The 16,572-nt window shown below is 69.0% G+C and carries 13 protein-coding genes and 1 pseudogene; 4 read left to right on the top strand and 10 right to left on the bottom strand.

The features are described from left to right. Positions 1-15: 15 nt before the first annotated feature. From G6N64_RS06190 to G6N64_RS06165, 7 genes are all read right to left on the bottom strand, one after another. Entirely contained in the window at positions 16-774 is a 759-nt protein-coding gene (locus G6N64_RS06190; RefSeq protein ID WP_163796080.1) for an amino acid ABC transporter ATP-binding protein, read from the bottom strand. Then, the gene (locus G6N64_RS06185; RefSeq protein WP_409370757.1) at positions 771-2,513 is read right to left on the bottom strand and encodes an ABC transporter substrate-binding protein/permease; all 1,743 of its coding nucleotides are present in this window, start codon (positions 2,511-2,513) and stop codon (positions 771-773) included. Before G6N64_RS06185 ends, G6N64_RS06190 begins: the two co-directional genes overlap by 4 nt. A 102-nt stretch (positions 2,514-2,615) precedes the next feature. Next, a complete protein-coding gene (locus tag G6N64_RS06180) occupies positions 2,616-3,293 on the bottom strand; it encodes a GntR family transcriptional regulator (protein WP_163796078.1) in 678 nt (225 codons plus the stop codon). A 50-nt stretch (positions 3,294-3,343) separates the two neighbouring features. After that, the gene (locus G6N64_RS06175; RefSeq protein ID WP_163796077.1) at positions 3,344-4,147 is read right to left on the bottom strand and encodes an LLM class F420-dependent oxidoreductase; all 804 of its coding nucleotides are present in this window, start codon (positions 4,145-4,147) and stop codon (positions 3,344-3,346) included. A 104-nt stretch (positions 4,148-4,251) separates the two neighbouring features. After that, the gene (locus tag G6N64_RS06170; protein WP_163796076.1) at positions 4,252-6,327 is read right to left on the bottom strand and encodes a PhoX family protein; all 2,076 of its coding nucleotides are present in this window, start codon (positions 6,325-6,327) and stop codon (positions 4,252-4,254) included. Positions 6,328-6,465: 138 nt separating this feature from the next. Further along, positions 6,466-6,606 carry a hypothetical protein gene (locus G6N64_RS29890; RefSeq protein WP_174266762.1) on the bottom strand — a complete coding sequence of 47 codons (141 nt, stop codon included), beginning with the start codon at positions 6,604-6,606 and terminating at the stop codon, positions 6,466-6,468. 37 nt (positions 6,607-6,643) lie between these two features. After that, positions 6,644-7,540, bottom strand: coding sequence for an Rv0045c family esterase (locus G6N64_RS06165; protein WP_163796075.1), 897 nt, complete (start codon positions 7,538-7,540; stop codon positions 6,644-6,646). Positions 7,541-7,607: 67 nt separating this feature from the next. On the opposite strand from G6N64_RS06165, the gene G6N64_RS06160 reads away from it, so the two are divergent. Next, positions 7,608-8,792: an enhanced intracellular survival protein Eis gene (locus tag G6N64_RS06160; protein WP_163796074.1), complete on the top strand. Its 1,185-nt coding sequence runs from the start codon at positions 7,608-7,610 to the stop codon at positions 8,790-8,792. 96 nt (positions 8,793-8,888) lie between these two features. Here G6N64_RS06160 and G6N64_RS06155 read toward each other — a convergent pair whose 3' ends face one another. The 3 genes from G6N64_RS06155 to G6N64_RS06145 form a co-directional block, all read right to left on the bottom strand. Further along, positions 8,889-9,974, bottom strand: coding sequence for an inositol-3-phosphate synthase (locus G6N64_RS06155; protein ID WP_163796073.1), 1,086 nt, complete (start codon positions 9,972-9,974; stop codon positions 8,889-8,891). A gap of 49 nt (positions 9,975-10,023) precedes the next feature. After that, positions 10,024-10,569: a PadR family transcriptional regulator gene (locus tag G6N64_RS06150; protein ID WP_163796072.1), complete on the bottom strand. Its 546-nt coding sequence runs from the start codon at positions 10,567-10,569 to the stop codon at positions 10,024-10,026. Positions 10,570-10,850: 281 nt separating this feature from the next. After that, the gene (locus G6N64_RS06145) at positions 10,851-11,720 is read right to left on the bottom strand and encodes a DUF1707 SHOCT-like domain-containing protein (RefSeq protein WP_163796071.1); all 870 of its coding nucleotides are present in this window, start codon (positions 11,718-11,720) and stop codon (positions 10,851-10,853) included. Between the two features lie 113 nt (positions 11,721-11,833). Here G6N64_RS06145 and G6N64_RS06140 point away from each other — a divergent pair. The 3 genes and pseudogenes from G6N64_RS06140 to G6N64_RS06130 all read left to right on the top strand — a co-directional run bounded on the left by G6N64_RS06140 (position 11,834) and on the right by G6N64_RS06130 (position 16,466). Next, positions 11,834-12,329, top strand: a pseudogene (locus tag G6N64_RS06140) (DUF5318 family protein). Next, positions 12,268-14,787 (top strand): transglycosylase domain-containing protein, encoded by a 2,520-nt coding sequence (locus G6N64_RS06135; protein WP_174266761.1) that lies wholly within the window; start codon positions 12,268-12,270, stop codon positions 14,785-14,787. The pseudogene G6N64_RS06140 and the gene G6N64_RS06135 overlap by 62 nt, the downstream one beginning before the upstream one ends. After that, positions 14,784-16,466, top strand: coding sequence for a glycosyltransferase family 87 protein (locus G6N64_RS06130; protein ID WP_163796069.1), 1,683 nt, complete (start codon positions 14,784-14,786; stop codon positions 16,464-16,466). The genes G6N64_RS06135 and G6N64_RS06130 overlap by 4 nt, the downstream gene beginning before the upstream one ends. Positions 16,467-16,572 lie beyond the last annotated feature (106 nt).

The following is a 16,572-nucleotide window of genomic DNA, read 5'->3' as shown; positions in this document are numbered from 1 at the left end:
GCCGAAGATGCCGCTTTACAGCACCTGGGACAGGAACTGGCGCAACCTGTCGGTTTCCGCGGACTCGAACAACTGCTCCGGCGGCCCGGTCTCGACGACCCGGCCGTGGTCCATGAACACCAGCGAGTCGGCCGTCGACCGGGCGAACCCCATCTCGTGCGTCACCACGACCATGGTCATGCCGTCGCCCGCGAGGTCGGCGATGAGCGCGAGGATCCCCTTGACCAATTCCGGGTCGAGCGCCGAGGTGGCCTCGTCGAAGAACATCACCTGCGGTGACATGGCGAGTGCCCGCGCTATCGCGACCCGCTGCTGCTGGCCGCCCGACAGCGTGCCCGGCCGCACCTCGGCCTTGTGCCGCAGGCCAACTCGCTCGAGGTGCTCCATCCCGAGATCGCGCGCAGCGTCGGCGCCGAGCTTCTTGAGCTTGCGCGGACCCAGGGTCACGTTGTCGATGACGGTGCGGTGCGGGAACAGGTTGAACTGCTGGAACACCATGCCGATCCGCTGCCGCAGCTGATCCGGGTTGTCGCCCAGCACGGACTTGCCGTCGAGCAGGATGTCTCCTCTGTCCGGTTCGTAGAGCCGGTTCAGTGTGCGCAACAGCGTCGACTTGCCCGAGCCGGAGGGGCCGATCACCGCGGCGGTGGTGCCCGCGGGGACGTCCACGTCCACGCCGCGGAGGACGGCATTCGGACCGAAGGCGAGGTGAATATCGGTGGCGGACAACGACACCGGCTCGAAGGCCGTCGTCTTGGTAGTGGGGGTACTCACACCATCTCCTGGGTCCGGATCGGATCCGCCGGGCCGAGCGGGTCGTCCGGTTCGGTCTGGGCGCGGCCGCTGCGCAACCGGTTGTCGATGAAGTTGACGAGGTGCGTCAGCGGGATGGTCAGGGCGAGGTAGAAGATGCCCGCGGCGACCAGTGGCGAGAGGTTGCCGGTCTGCGCGTTGAGGTCACGGCCCACCTGGAACAGTTCGCGCTGGCTGGCGATGAGGCCGAGGAAGTACACCAGCGACGACGCCTTCAGCAGCGAGATGAACTGATTGACCAACGCGGGCAACACCCGTCGGATACCTTGCGGGATCACGACCAGCTGCATCGAACTCGAGTAGCTGAAACCCAGTGCGCGCGAGGCCTCCAGCTGGCCGGCCTCCACGCTCTGGATGCCGGAGCGGAAGATCTCGCCGATGTACGCTCCGGCCATCAGGCCGAGTGCGGCGATGCCGAGCGGGTAGGGGTTGTTGCCCGTGAGCCCGCCGACGATCGGCCCGATGCCGAGTCCGATCAGCAAAATGATGACGACCTCGGGCAGGCCGCGGAAGATGTCGGTGTAGATCCGGGCGGGCCACCTCAGCCAGCGGGACCGCGAGATTCCGGCGACGGCGAGTCCCATGCCGAGCACCAGCCCGATGATGCTGGCGCAGAACGTCAGGATGAGCGTGTTCGGCAGGCCGGTCTTGAACAGGTCGGGGATGGCCTGCCGGTAGAGATCCCAGTCGAGGAACGTGTCCTTGAGTTGCGCGAGTGTCGACTTCGGCGCCGGTGGTGCCGCCCGCGGGCCCGCCTCGGCGGCGCCGGCGGCCGCGATCGCGGTGAAGTCGGGCAGCTGCGGTACCGGCGCGGCCTTGGATCCGGGCTTCCATCCGTTCGGCAGCGCGCGGGGCACCCAGTCGGTGTAGAGCCGCGCCCAGGTGCCGTCGGCGATCACGGCGTCCAGACCCGAGTTGAGCGCGTCGATGAGCGGCTGGTTCTCCTTGGCAACCGCGTAGGCGACGAAGTTGTCCAGGCTGAACGTGTTCTCGATGATCTCGGTCGGATCGCCCGCCTGGATGGTGCCCTGCGCCTGCTGCGACGGGGCCACCCACGCGTCGATCTGCCGCGTCTTGAGGCTGGCGTACAGGGTGTTGTAGTCCGGGAACTTCACGGGGTCCAGGCCGAGGGTGTCGACGACGTAGGCCTCCTGCACCGTGCCCTGCACGACGCCGATCCGCTGCCCGGCCGCCAGGTCGCCGAACCCCTTGATCGGAGAGCCGCCCGGCACCACCAGGGAGAAGTAGCCGAAGTCGTAGCCGTTGGTGAATCCGACGGTCTGCCGACGGGCGTCGGTGGTGGTGATCGACGACGACCCCACGTCGAAGCGCCGCGACGCCACCTGCGCGAGCAGGCCGGAGAAGTCGGTACCGACGAAGTTGACCCGCAACCCCAGCTTCTCGGCGACGGCGCGCAGTAGCTCGTTGTCGAAGCCGGTGAACTGGCCGCTCGAATCGATGCAGATGCTCGGCGGTGCATCCGACAGGGTTCCCACGGTGAGGACGCCCGGGGTGCCGAGGCCCAGCCGGTTGACGTCGATGCTCGCGAGCGGTTCGACGGTGGGGGTCGTGTACTTGTCCGCGCCCGGTCCCTGCGCGGCCTCCGCGAGGTTGGTCGGCAGCGCGCTCGCGCTCTGCTCGCCCGGCGGCGCGCACTGGTCGGCACGTGCGCTCGGCGCCGCCATGCCCAGGCCGAACATCGTCGCGAGGACGAGGAACAGGACGGTGGTCTTGAGCAACCCGTCGCGCGTCATCAGGAGAACGTAACGGTCGCCGCCCGATGGCCGCCCACTTACCCGCGTTCAGAATGAAACGGTCGGGAAGTGCGACGGCGGGATGACGCGCCGCCGAACCAGTTCGGCCACCATGGTCTGGCCCATGATGGCGGCACGCCGCACGCAGGCGGCGCGGGCGGCCTCGGGGGCGTGTCCCGAGATCGCGGCCAGCTCCGCCTCGTAGAGGTCCACCAGCTCGCCGTGACCGTCGAAGTAGACCGGCCAGAACGTGCTCGGCATCAGCGTCGTGGCGGCGATGATGGCGGCCTGCAGGCGGGGCCCGGCGTAGCGGTCGACGACGGCGCGCCGGAACCGGACGGCGCCCTCCTGCAGGCCCTTCGGCTCCGGACCGCTGCGTAGCCCGTCGAGCACGCCGCCGAGTTCGTCGGTCAGCTCGGCGGTCGGGTGCTCGGCCGCGCGCGCCGACGCGATGCCGTTGAGTACGCCGTACAGCTCGTGGTGCTCGCGCACGGCGTTCTCGTCGAAGCGTTCGACGAAGGCGCCGCGGTGGTAGCGGGTGGACACCACGCCGTCGCGCTCGAGCTGAACGAGCGCCTCCTGCACGGGAACTCGGCTCAGCCCCAGCTCGTCGGCGATCTCGGTGCGGTCCAGCCGGTCACCGGAGCGCAGCTTGCCCGTCAGGATCAGGTTCACGACGTGCGTGACCACCAGATCCTTCTCTTTGACCCCGTACTTCTTGGGCATGGCGTGGTGAAGTGTCTCACGCTGCCACGCCCGGGGGAATGGCCTCGGCGCTACCCCTTGGCGCGGTCGTCGCGCCAGCGGACCAGAGCCTCGGCGGGCGCGAGGTCGTAGTCCGGTCCGTTGACGCCCATGGTCAGCAGGGTGACGCCCAGGCCGACGAGCGACTCTGCGCCGGCGATCATCGTGTCGACGTCCTTCTCCGGCACGCCCGAGGACCGCTCGATGGCCGCCGGGTCGCGGCCGACGTCGGCGCAGTGCCGGTCGAGCACCTCGGCCTTGGCGGGGTAGGTGCTGGCGTCGGTGAAGCCGTGCCAGATGTGCGCGTACTCGGCGACCATCCGCAGCGTCTTCTTCTCGCCCTGGCCGCCGATCAGGATCGGGATCTCGCGAACGGGCTGCGGGTTGAGCTTGCCCAGCCGCGAGACGATGCGGGGGAACGCACCGGCGAGGTCGTCGAGACGGCTCCCCGCGGTGCCGAACTCGTAGCCGTACTCGTCGTAGTCCTTCTCCTTCCAGCCCGAGCCGATGCCGAGGATCAGCCTGCCGTCGGAGATGTTGTCGACGGTGCGGGCCATGTCGGCGAGCAGCTCGGGGTTGCGGTAGGAGTTGCACGTCACCAGGGCGCCGATCTCGATGCGCGACGTCTGCTCCGCCCACGCGCCGAGCATGGTCCAGCACTCGTAGTGGGCACCGTCGGGATCGCCGTACAGCGGGAAGAAGTGGTCCCAGTTGAAGGCGACGTCCACGCCGATGTCCTCGGCGCGCTTCACGGCGTCGCGCATGAGGCCGTAATTCGAGGAGTGCTGGGGCTGCAGTTGGACCGCGACGCGGACGGGAAGCTCGGGAGAAGTCATGTCTCTACCCATACCCCTTCTCCCGCGAGCAGACGCGGACTCCCCTCATCCGGGCACATTCAGGGGAGTTCACGACTGCTCGCCGGGGTGGCTCGCCGGAAGAACTAGACCCCGATGTTCCCGCCGTTGCGCCACACCGCGACCACCGACGGACGCGCCGTGCCGTTGCCGCCCTCGGGCCAGCGGGACAACGGGTCGTCGATGCTGTTGTCGTCGTTCTCGCCCGGGTGCTGCACGGACACGGTGACGAAGTCGTCGGTGATGACCGGACCGCAGGTCTCCGCACCCAGTGGGACGGTGAGGAACTGCTTGGTCTCGCCCCGGTTGGGCCCGTCGAGCGCGACCGCGAACAGGCCGTCGTTGGAGTCCAGCGCGTTGCCGTCGGTGGAGATCCAGAGGTTGCCGTGGCTGTCGAAGGCGAGGTTGTCGGGGCAGGAGATCGGGCTGACCTTGGTCTTGTCGAAGCCGGCGAAGTAGGTGTCGGCTGCGGCCGGGTCGCCGCAGACCAGCAGCAGGTCCCAGGTGAACTCGGTGCCGGTGTGGTCGTCGGTGATCTCGAGGACCTGTCCGCTCTTGTTGTCGTTGCGGGGGTTGACCGCGTCGACGGCTGCCTCACCGGGAGCGCCACGTTCGTCGTTGTTGGTCAGTGCGACGTACACCTTGCCGGTCTTCGGATTGGCCTCGAAGTCCTCCGGGCGGTCCATCTTGGTGGCGCCCGCCTTGTCGGCGGCCAGGCGGGTGAACACCGCGACCTCCTGCGGGCTCATGCCGGGCACCAGCGACTCGGCCTGCCCGCCTGCACCGGACCTGAGCAGCGGCAGCCACGTGCCGCTGCCGGCGAACGAGCCCTTGGCGGGCAGCGTGCCCGAGCCGTCGATCTCGGACGCGGGGATGTCGCTGGTCAGCTTCGCGACGTACAGCGTGCCCTCGTCGAGGATGGCCATGTTGTTGGCCATCGCGGCGGCATCGCGTCCGGGCTGGATCTTCCTGGCCGAGACGAACTTGTACATGTAGTCGAAGCGCTCGTCGTCGCCGGTGTAGGCGACCACGCTGCCGTCGCCGGTGACGTAGACATTGGCGCCCTCGTGCTTGAGGCGGCCCATCGCGGAGTGCTTGACCGGCGTCGAGTTGGGGTCCCACGGGTTGACCTCGACGACGTAGCCGAAGCGGTTCATCTCGTTCGGTGACTTCGCTGCGTCGAAGCGAGGATCGAATGTCTCCCAGAGTAATTCGGAGGGTTCGAGCTTGACGCCGTAGCGGTCGTGTCGTTCCGTGTCCACGGGGTTCACCGGGGGTGCGCCCTCGGCCGCGCCGAAGTAGGTGTGGAAGTTCTCCTCGCCGGACAGGACGGTGCCCCACGGGGTGACCCCGCCGGAGCAGTTGGCGAAGGTGCCCGCGACGGTGCGGCCGGTAGGGTCGGCGGCGGTCTTGACGAAGTCCGCACCCGCGGCGGGGCCGGTCAGCGTGAACGGGGTGTCTGCGGTGATGCGCCGGTTGTAGCGGCCCATCACGGGGCGCAGGCCACCCTGGGGTGTGCGCTCGACCTCCACGACGCCCATGCCGACTGCAGCGATCTCGATGTCGAACTGCTCGCGCGTCGGAGCGTCGGCCTGGTAGCCGGGGAACATGAATTGCGGCGTGACGTACTCGAAGTTGGTCACGAGCAGGAACCGGCCGGCTTGTCCCTCGATCGGCAGCATGGCTGCGAAGTCGTTGTTGAACCCGAATTGCTGACGCTGCCCGGCGGCGGTCTGCTTGGCGACGTCGAACCCCGGTGCGCCGGGGAGAACGGGGTCGCCCCAGCTGATGACGACGCCCTGCTGGTATCCGCTGGGGATGACGACGGCGTCCGAGCTGTTGGGCGCAATGGCGTCGAACTTCATGCCGGGCAGCGTTTGAGGCACTGCGGGCGCTGCGGACGACGTTGCGGGCGTGCTGGATTCACCCGGCGAGCACGCGGCCAGCACTGAGCCTGCGCCGACGGCGAGCACGGCGACGCCACTGGCCTGCAGCACCGACCGTCGAGACAACGCCTTGACGATGTCCCCGAAGTACTCGTTTTCGCTGGTGTTGGGGACGGGCTTCGAGCACGCGTCACCGCACTTGTACCGGCAGAGGATGTGCTGCCGCTTCGACTTCCCGTCGTGCGACACGAGCAGATTGAGTGGGACGAGCGCCATCGCCGATGGTCCTTTCGCAAAGCGACGCGGTCAGGGCTGTGACCGCGTCGCTCGCGAACCTATCGACGCCAGGAGGCCAGGTGTGAACGAACGGGTGAACGCCCGGGGCGAGCGGAGCGACGGGTGATGAACGCAGTCTTACGCGGGCGCGGGTTCCGTGTCCGGCGCGGGCTCGGGCGGGTCGACCGGGACGAGGCGCTCGGGCGTCTCCTCCGGGGTGAGGCGCTCCGGGGTCTCGGCGGGCGTCAACGGCTCTACGGGTTCTGCTGGTGCAGTCATTCCGGAGGGCTACCCGAATCGCCGAGCAGTCAAGCGCTCACCGGCCCAGCACGCCGCGCAGGATGTCGACCAGCGCGCGCGGTTGGTCGCCCTGCACGGAGTGACCGGAATCGGCGACGACGTGGGTCGTGCGGAAGCCGGGCGCGCCGGCGGCGAACGACTCGGCGTCCTCGTCGTTGACGAAGAACGAATTCGCGCCGCGGACCAGGGTCGTGGGCATCGTGATCGCGGGGACGTCGTCCCAAAGCCCCTCGAAGCCGTCGCCCTTGCGGAAGGAGTCGTACCGCCACGTCCAGGTGCCGTCGTCGAGGTGCTTGCTGTTGTGGAACACGCCGCGCCGCAGAGACTTCCGATCCCGGTGCGGGGAGGCGGCCACGGTGACGTCGAGCATCGCCTCGAAGCTGGGGAACTCGCGGTCGCCGCGCACCAGGGCCACGGCGCCGAGCTGGGCCTTGGTCATCTCCTCGTGACGTTCGGGAGCCGAGGGCGTGACGTCGACGAGGACGAGTTCGGGAACCAGGTCGGGGGCTGTCGCGGCGATCCGGAGCGCGGTCAGCCCGCCCAGGGACATGCCGACCACCAGTCGCGGCGACGGCGCCCACTCCCGCAGCATGGGGATGAGCGTCTCGGCGTTGAGTCGTGGCCCGTAGTCGCCGTCCTCGCGCCACGCGGAACGGCCGTGTCCGGGGAGGTCGATCGCGAGCGCGGGCACGCCCAGGCCGAGGATGACGGTGTCCCAGGTGTGCGCGTTCTGCCCGCCGCCGTGCAGGAACACGACGTCCGGTGCCGCGTCTCCCCACGACAGCCCACTGATCGGGCCGGACTCGACGCGCGTGACGGCGGGAATCGAATCAACGCCGATCTGTTCGGCGTTCTCGGGCAGGAGCGCGAACTCGTCGAGGCCCAGCAGTTCGTCGTCCGAAATCTCCGCCATCGCTCGACACTACAAACCGGGCGAAAATGAGGTGCGACCGCGGGTGCGCTGTGCCACCGTCGGAGCAATGTCTTCCACAGCGGGCCTCGCCATTCGCAGCGCCGAGGACGGCGACTGGACCGCCATGTCGCTTCTGGCCGCCACCTGTTTCGGGTCGTTCCGGCCGACCGAGGCCAACGACATGTGGCGGACGCTGATTCCCGCCGACGGCGCGGTCGTGGCCTGCGACGGCGGCGACGTCGTCGGGATGGCGTTCTACCTCGACCTCCGGCTGACGGTGCCGGGCGGCGCGGTGCTGCCGATGGCCGGGGTGTCCTGGGTCTGTGTGTCCCCGACGCACCGCAGGCGCGGGGTGCTGCGGACCCTGCTGGCCGAACTCCACGAGCGGATGGGGTCGTACCCGATCGCCGGACTGCAGGCGTCCGAGGCCGGCATCTACGACAGGTTCGGCTACGGCTCCGCGACCATCGACGAGTCGTTGAGCGTGGACAGCCGTTCGGCCGACTTCCGCGCCAACGCAGTGGATCCGGGCGGCGTCAGGATCGTCCGGCCGCTCGACGAGCGCGCCCGGCTCGAGGAGATCTACGAACGGTGGCGGCTGCGAACGCCGGGCGGATTGTCGACGCCGCCGCAGCTGTGGGACGAGGTGTTCAGCGACCGCGAGGTGTCGCGGCACGGTGGCAGCTCGTTCTTCGTCCTGCTGCACGACGACGGCTTCGTCTTCTACCGCGTGCACGGCGAGGGCGAGCGGAAGTCGTTGGGCGTCACCAAGTTCGCGGCCGTGACCGTCGACGCTCGTGTCGCGCTCTGGCGGACGCTGCTCGGCATGGACCTGTTCGACGAGGTCACCGTCACGGCGCCGCCGGGCGAGCTGCTGCCGTACCTGCTGACCGACCCGCGGCTGGTGCGCATCACCGGTCGTGAGGACGGACTGTGGCTCCGGATCGTCGACGTCCCGACGGTGCTGGAGGCGCGCACGTACCTCGCCGACGTGTCGATGGTCCTCGACGTGTCCGGTGGTGGCCGGTTCGCCCTCGACGTCCGCGACGGCCGGGCGCGGTGCGCGGTCACCGATGCCGAGCCGGACGTGTCGATGGACCTCGCGGTGCTGGGCAGCCTGTATCTGGGTGCGCACCGTGCGTCCACGTTCGCCGCGGCGAATCGGCTGCGCTGCGACGATCCCGCGGTCGTCGCGAGGCTCGATGCCGCCTTCGCCTGCGAGGTACCCGCGCAGCTCGGCTTCGGCTTCTAGAACCGCGAGACCCCTCGAACGCCGAAACCGCGGGGAGATCACGCTTTCGGGTGAAAGTGCGATCTCCCCGCAGCCTCGGTGACGGGAAGCGGAGACCTACTCGTCGGCGATGAAGTTCTCGAGCTGCACGCGGGCGACGTCGTCGGCCAGCTGCTTGGGCGGGCTCTTCATGAGGTACGCCGAGGCGGCCTCGATGGGTCCGCCGATGCCGCGGTCCAGGGCGATCTTCGCCGCACGCACGGCGTCGATGATGATGCCCGCAGAGTTGGGCGAGTCCCAGACCTCGAGCTTGTACTCGAGGTTCAGCGGCACGTCGCCGAAGGCGCGACCCTCGAGGCGGACGTAGGCCCACTTGCGGTCGTCGAGCCACGCGACGTGGTCGGACGGGCCGATGTGGACGTTGCGGTCCTCGATCTTGTCGGCCAGCGAGCCGGTGAGGTTGGACGTCACGGCCTGGGTCTTGGAGACCTTCTTGGACTGCAGGCGCTCGCGCTCGAGCATGTTCTTGAAGTCCATGTTGCCGCCGACGTTGAGCTGGTAGGTGCGGTCGAGCGTGACGCCGCGGTCCTCGAACAGCTTCGCCATCACGCGGTGGGTGATGGTGGCGCCGACCTGGCTCTTGATGTCGTCGCCGACGATCGGGACGCCGGCGTCGGCGAACTTCTTGGCCCACTCGGGGTCCGAGGCGATGAAGACGGGCAGCGCGTTGACGAACGCGACCTTGGCGTCGATGGCGCACTGCGCGTAGAACTTGTCGGCCTCGTCGGAACCGACGGGCAGGTAGGACACCAGCACGTCGACCTTCGCGTCCTTGAGGACCTTGACGACGTCGACGGCGCTGGCGTCGGAGATCTCGATGGTCTCGGCGTAGTACTTGCCGATGCCGTCGAGGGTCGGGCCGCGCTGCACCGTCACGTCGGTCGGCGGCACGTCCGCGATCTTGATCGTGTTGTTCTCGGAGGCGAAGATGGCCTCGGACAGGTCGAAGCCGACCTTCTTGGCGTCCACGTCGAACGCGGCGACGAACTTCACGTCGCGCACGTGGTACTGCCCGAGCTTGACGTGCATCAAGCCTGGGACGGTGGCGTTCTCGTCTGCGTCCTGGTAGTACTGCACACCTTGGACCAGCGAGGACGCGCAGTTTCCGACGCCGACAATTGCGACGCGAACCTCGTTCGACATGGACTTCTCCTTCTTCCTACGGACCTTCGGTTCCGATTCGGGCTATTGCTCAGGGACTGGTGTCGGGGCGCTGTGCCCCGCGTTCTGCGGCGATCAGGTCGTTGAGCCACTTCACCTCGCGCTCGCTGGACTCGAGGCCCAGCTGGTGGAGCTGCTTGGTGTAGCGGTCGAACGAGCTGCTCGCCCGCGCGATGGCTTCACGCAGACTTTCGCGGCGCTCCTCGACCTGTCTGCGGCGGCCTTCGAGGATGCGCATGCGGGCTTCGGCGGGCGTTCGGTTGAAGAACGCCAGGTGCACGCCGAAACCGTCATCGGTGTAGTTCTGCGGGCCGGTGTCGGCGACCAGCTCGGCGAATCGCGCCTTGCCCGTTTCGGACAGCTGGTAGACCCGGCGTGCCCGGCGGACCTTCACGGTCCCGACGGGTGCGACGTCCTCGACGATCAGCCCGTCGGCCTGCATGCGGCGCAGGGCGGGGTAGAGCGAGCCGTAGGAGAACGCGCGGAACGCCCCGAGGAGGCCGGTGAGCCGCTTGCGCAGCTCGTATCCGTGCATCGGTGATTCGAGCAGCAGCCCGAGAATGGCCAGTTCGAGCACCCGAATCACCTCCTCCGTCGACGGCGGCGCTGTCGCTACAGCGGCTCAACACCTCGGCCAACTGTATCGCGCCGATATATGCGTGGCTATAGCGGGAGCCGCATGGGGTTCAGATCGGGTTCACCCGGTGGTCATCTCGCGGGCATTCGAGCCCATCCCGGCCAGCCCATCTCGCCGAGCCCATCTCGCCGAGCCCATCCCGCCGAGCGTGAACCGGCTGTCGTGGAGAACCCGCGTTCGCGACAGGGAATGCCGTTTCGGCGCAAAGGAGGGCGCAGGGATCAGTCGGTCGCGGGATCGATCCGCTTGATGGTGCCGTCGCCGGCGAGGGTGATGTAGCCGCTGCCGAAGTCGCTGTTGACGCCGATGCGCAGCGTGATCTCGCCGGGCGCCAGGGGGTCGCGGGTCGGGTCGATGCTGAGGTTGACGTCGCCGGGCTCGACGTCCTTGGCGTTGAGCCCGACGGTCTCTGGCGCCCCGCGCAGCAGCGCGACGACGGCCTTGACGTCGAACGCGCCGAGGTCCACCAGCACGTCGTCGTCGGACTTGGTGTTCGCGTTCGGGTCGTCGAACCCGCCCTTGTAGTAGTAGCTGAGGTAGCGGCGGTCGTCGGTCGGGTCGGGCCGGTCCAGCACCGCGTAGTCGGGGTAGATGGTCAGCCCGTAGCCCATGGTGTCGCCGAACCGCTGCCGCATCTGCTCGAGCAGGCCGTTCAGTCCGCCGAGCGACTGCAACTGCGTGGGCGGGGTGATCACCTTCGCCGGGATGCCGTCGGACTTCGCGCCCGGGTCGGAGGTGAAGCTCAGCGGTGAGGTGGTGTTGCCGTAGAGCCCCCAGCCGATCGCGATGCCCAGCACCACGAGGACACCGGCGACGGCGACGCGCAGCCCGATGCCGGGTCCCGGCCCACCGGCCTTGAACGGCGACGGCTTCTTCAGCTCCGCCATCTGGACGGGCGCGTTGGCCAGTTGGAGGTCCGACAGCAGCGACTGCAGGTCACCGAGCGTCTCGGCCGTGGTGGCCAGCGCGACGCGGGTCCGGTGCTCCTCCATGGACAGCTGACCGTCGGCCAGCGCGCTGTCGAGGATCTGGCACGCGTCGTTGCGGTCCGAGTCCTTCGCTCGGGTTCCTGCCGTCTGCCGGGTCGCCACGCGATGATCGTAGGAGGTGGGGGTGTCGTTCGTTCGGTTTAGCCGCCGAAACGGGTCACGTCGCCGACGGAGTCGCCCCTCGGGGTTTCGGAGGCCGACGTACTCTGGTCCTCGTGCGATTGCAGCGACAGGTGGTGGACTACGCGCTCAAGCGACGGTCCCTGCTGGCAGAGGTCTACTCGGGGCGCACCGGCGTCACCGAGGTCTGTGATGCCAATCCGTACCTGCTGAGGGCCGCGAAGTATCACGGCAAGCAGAGTTCGGTGTCCTGCCCGATCTGCCGCAAGGAACAGTTGACGTTGGTGTCCTGGGTCTTCGGCGACCATCTCGGAGCCGTATCCGGTTCCGCCCGCACCACCGAGGAGTTGGTTCTACTTGCCGCGCGGTTCGACGAGTTCGCCGTCCACGTCGTCGAGGTCTGCCGCACGTGCAGCTGGAACCACCTGGTGAAGTCCTACGTACTCGGTGCGCCGAAGTCTCCCAAGGCGGCGCCCAAGAGCAGGGGAACCCGGACCAGGACGGCGCGCTCGTCGAGCGCGCACGGCCAGTGACCGGCGAAGGGCGCCACGAGAGGTCAGCCGACGACGTGCCGAAGAGGCCCGCGGCTGACGGTGGCGGCGCGCCTCCTCGACGACCCGGCGGTCCGCCGCGCAACCCGGCCCCCGCCGCGCAGTCGGGCAAGGGTGGTCCGCCCACCCCGGACGACCGACGCACGATGATCCTGCCGCCGGTGCGCGACGCCAACGACCCACGACTGCGTGATCAGGTCGACGTCGTCAAGGCGGCGCTCGACGGCAAGAAGCCGCCGCGACAGGCCTCGTTCGGCCAGCCGCCCCCCGGCGGTCGCGGCCCCGGCCCGGGCGGACCGCGGGGTCCCGAGGGACCGCGCGATCCCGGCAAGGGATCGGGCGACAAGCGCCAGGTCAACTGGAAGTGGGTCCGGCGCGGGCTGATCGTCGCTGCGATCGCGGCAGTGCTGCTGCCGATCGTCACGTTCGCGATGGCGTACCTGATCGTCGAGGTGCCCAAGCCCGGCGACATCCGCACCGCGCAGGTGTCGACGATCCTCGCGGCCGACGGCAGTGAACTCGCGCGGATCGTGCCGCCCGAGGGCAACCGGGTCGACGTCGACATCGACAAGATCCCGGTACACGTCCGCGATGCGGCGATGGCCGCCGAGGATCGCGACTTCTACACCAACCCTGGCTTCTCGTTCACCGGCTTCCTGCGGGCGTTCAAGAACAACATCTTCGGCGGCGACCTGCAGGGCGGGTCGACGATCACCCAGCAGTACGTGAAGAACGCCCTCGTCGGCGACGCGCGGTCCGGCGTCGGCGGCCTGGTCCGCAAGGCGAAGGAACTCGTCATCTCGACGAAGATGTCGAAGGAGTGGTCTAAGGACGCCGTGCTGCAGTCCTACCTCAACATCATCTACTTCGGCCGCGGCTCGTACGGCGTCGCCGCCGCGGCGCAGGCGTACTTCGGCAAGCCGGTCGAGCAGCTGTCCGTGTCCGAGGGCGCCCTGCTGGCCGCGCTGATCCAGCGGCCGTCGACGCTCGACCCTGCCGTCGACCCCGAGGGTGCGCTCGAGCGCTGGAACTGGGTGCTCGACGGCATGGTCACCATGGGCGCGCTCTCCGAGAGCGACCGCGCCGCGCAGGTCTTCCCGGTGACGGTCCCCCCGGAGCAGGCCCGCCAGGAGGGGCAGACGACGGGCCCGAACGGCCTCATCGAGCGTCAGGTCTCCAAGGAACTGCTCGACCTCTTCGACATCGACGAGCAGACCCTCAACACCGAGGGCCTGCAGATCACGACGACCATCGATCCGAAGGCACAGACCGCGGCCCAGGACGCGGTGACCGAGACCCTCGACGGCCAGGAGCCGGACATGCGGTCGGCGGTCGTGTCGATCGACCCGAAGACGGGCGGGGTGAAGGCCTACTTCGGCGGCACCGACGCCAACGGCTTCGACTTCGCCCAGGCCGGCCTGCCGACGGGTTCGTCGTTCAAGGTGTTCGCACTCGTCGCCGCGCTGCAGCAGGGCATCGGCCTCGGCTCGCAGATCGACAGCTCGCCGGTGACCGTGAACGGCATCACCATCAACAACGTCGAGGGTGGCGGCTGCGGCACCTGCAGCATCGCCGAGGCGCTCAAGCGGTCGCTGAACACCAGCTACTACCGGCTGATGCTCAAGCTGAAGAACGGCCCGCAGGACGTGGCCGACGCCGCGCACGCCGCCGGCGTCGCCGAGAGCATCCCCGGCATCGAGCACACGCTGAGCGAGGACGGCCAGGGCGGCCCGCCCAACAACGGCGTCGTCCTGGGCCAGTACCAGTCACGCGTCATCGACATGGCGTCCGCCTACGCGACCATCGCGAACTCCGGTGTCTACCACCGGCCGCACTTCGTCCAAAAGGTGGTGAACTCCGACGGCAAGGTGCTGTTCGACGCCGCCGATCAGGCCGACCCCGGCGAGCAGCGCATCGACAAGGCGGTCGCCGACAACGTGACCGCGGCGATGCAGCCGATCGCCGGCTACTCCAACGGCCACAACCTCGCGGGCGGACGGCCGTCGGCGGCGAAGACGGGCACCAATCAGCTAGGCGACACCGGCGCCAACCGCGACGCCTGGATGGTCGGCTTCACGCCGTCGCTGTCCACCGCGGTGTGGGTCGGCACCACCGACGGCACGCAGCCCCTGGTCAACTCCTACGGGTCGCCGGTCTACGGCTCGGGTCTGCCGTCGGACATCTGGAAGGAGACGATGGACGGCGCCCTCGAGGGCACCGATCAGGAGTCCTTCCCCAAGCCCACCGAGATCGGCGGGTACGCGGGTGTGCCGCAGGCCCCGCCGCCTCCGCCGTCGACCACGGTGGCGCCGCCCCCGCCGTCCGAGACGGTCATCCAGCCGACGCTGGAGATCGCGCCGGGTATCACGATCCCGTTCGGGCCGCCGACGACGGTGCCCGCGGCGCCGCCGCCCCCGCCGCCCGGTGGTGACCCGAACGCACCGCTCGTCCCTGCCGGCGTGACGCCGACCGCGACAGCCCCGCCCCCGCCGCCGTGACCGAGGCGGACGAGTCGACGTCGTCCGCTCGGCCGCCGGCGGACACCGTCTCACCCGCGCCGCTCGCCGATGACCTGAGGGCGGCCGACGACCGCGACCTGCCCGCTCGCACCGACGTGACGGTCCGCGCGCTGTCCTCGCTCGTCGGCGGTCCGATCGGCAGGCACGCGCTCGTCGGCCGGACGCGCTTCCTGACGCCGCTGCGCGTGATGATCGCGATCGCGTTGCTGTTCCTCGCCTTCGGCTACTCGACCAAGGCGGCGTGCCTGCAGTCGACCGGGACCGGCTCGGCCGACCAGCGCGTCGCCGTGTGGGAGAACCAGCGCGCCTACTACGAACTCTGCTACTCCGACACCGTGCCGCTGTACACGGCGGAGTTGTTGAACCAGGGCAAGTTTCCCTACAAGTCCAGCTGGATCGAGAAGGACGCGCAGGGCCAGCCGCGGACGCAGTACGACGGGTCGCCCGCCATCCGGTACATGGAGTATCCGGTCCTGACCGGGCTGTACCAGTACGTGACGATGACCCTGGCCAAGACCTACACCGCGGTGACGAAGCTGGTGTCGCTGCCGGTCACCGCCGAAGTCGTGATGTTCTTCAACATTTCGGCGTTCGGGCTCGCGCTGGCGTGGCTCGCCACCGTGTGGGCGACGTCGCTGCTCGCGGGCCGACGGGTGTGGGACGCGGCGGTCGTGGCGGCGTCCCCGCTGCTGATCTTCCAGATCTTCACCAACTTCGACGCGCTCGCCACCGCTGCGGCGATGGCCGCGCTGCTGGCGTGGTCGCGGCGAAGACCGGTGCTGGCGGGCGTGCTGATCGGCGTGGGCGTGGCGCTGAAGCTCTATCCGCTGCTGCTCCTGCTGCCGCTGCTGCTGCTCGGCGTGCGCACCGGACGGCTGAAGGAGTTCGGCAGGACGGCTCTCGCGACGGTCGTGACGTGGGTGGTGGTCAACCTCCCGATCCTGGTGATGTTCCCCCGCGGATGGTCGGAGTTCTTCCGGCTCAACACCCGTCGCGGCGACGACATGGACTCGATCTACAACGTCGTCAAGGTGTTCACGGGGTGGCGTGGGTTCGATCGGAACCTCGGCTTCTGGGAGCCGCCTACCGTGCTGAACGGCGTGACGGCGGTGCTGTTCGTGCTGTGCTGCGTCGGCATCGCCTACGTCGCGCTCACCGCGAAGCAGCGTCCGCGGCTGGCCCAGCTGGCGTTCCTGGTTGTGGCGGCGTTCCTGCTGACCAACAAGGTGTGGAGTCCGCAGTACTCGCTGTGGCTGGTGCCGCTGGCCGCCCTGGCGTTGCCGCATCGACGAATCCTGTTGACCTGGATGACCATCGACGCGCTGGTGTGGATTCCGCGGATGCTCTTTTTGTTCGGCGTGCAGAACATGGGGCTGCCGCAGGAGGTGTTCACCACCACGGTGCTGCTGCGCGACATCGCGGTGGCAGGCCTGTGCGTGCTGGTGATCCGGCAGATCTACCGCCCCGACACCGACCTGGTGCGCTGGCACGGCCGAGTCGACGACCCGGCCGGCGGCGTCTTCGACCGGGCGCCGGACGCGTTCCCGTCGTGGTGGCCGCCGCGCCTACAGCCCGGCGGGGCGAGGCCCTGGCGGCGGCCCGTGCGCGACGACGTTCCGGCTCCGGAGCCCGCGTCCGTCGGCGGCCCGCACCCCTGACCGCACCCCCATGCCGCGAGCAGTCCACTTCGTGGCTCCAGCGAACTCCCCTCATTGCCCGCGAAGCAGGGAAGTTCACGTCTGCTCGCGGCGAAAGCGAGCGCAC

This window comes from Mycolicibacterium sediminis, assembly GCF_010731735.1.
Lineage (GTDB): Bacteria > Actinomycetota > Actinomycetes > Mycobacteriales > Mycobacteriaceae > Mycobacterium > Mycobacterium sediminis.
This window is presented reverse-complemented; position numbering and strand designations above follow the sequence as displayed.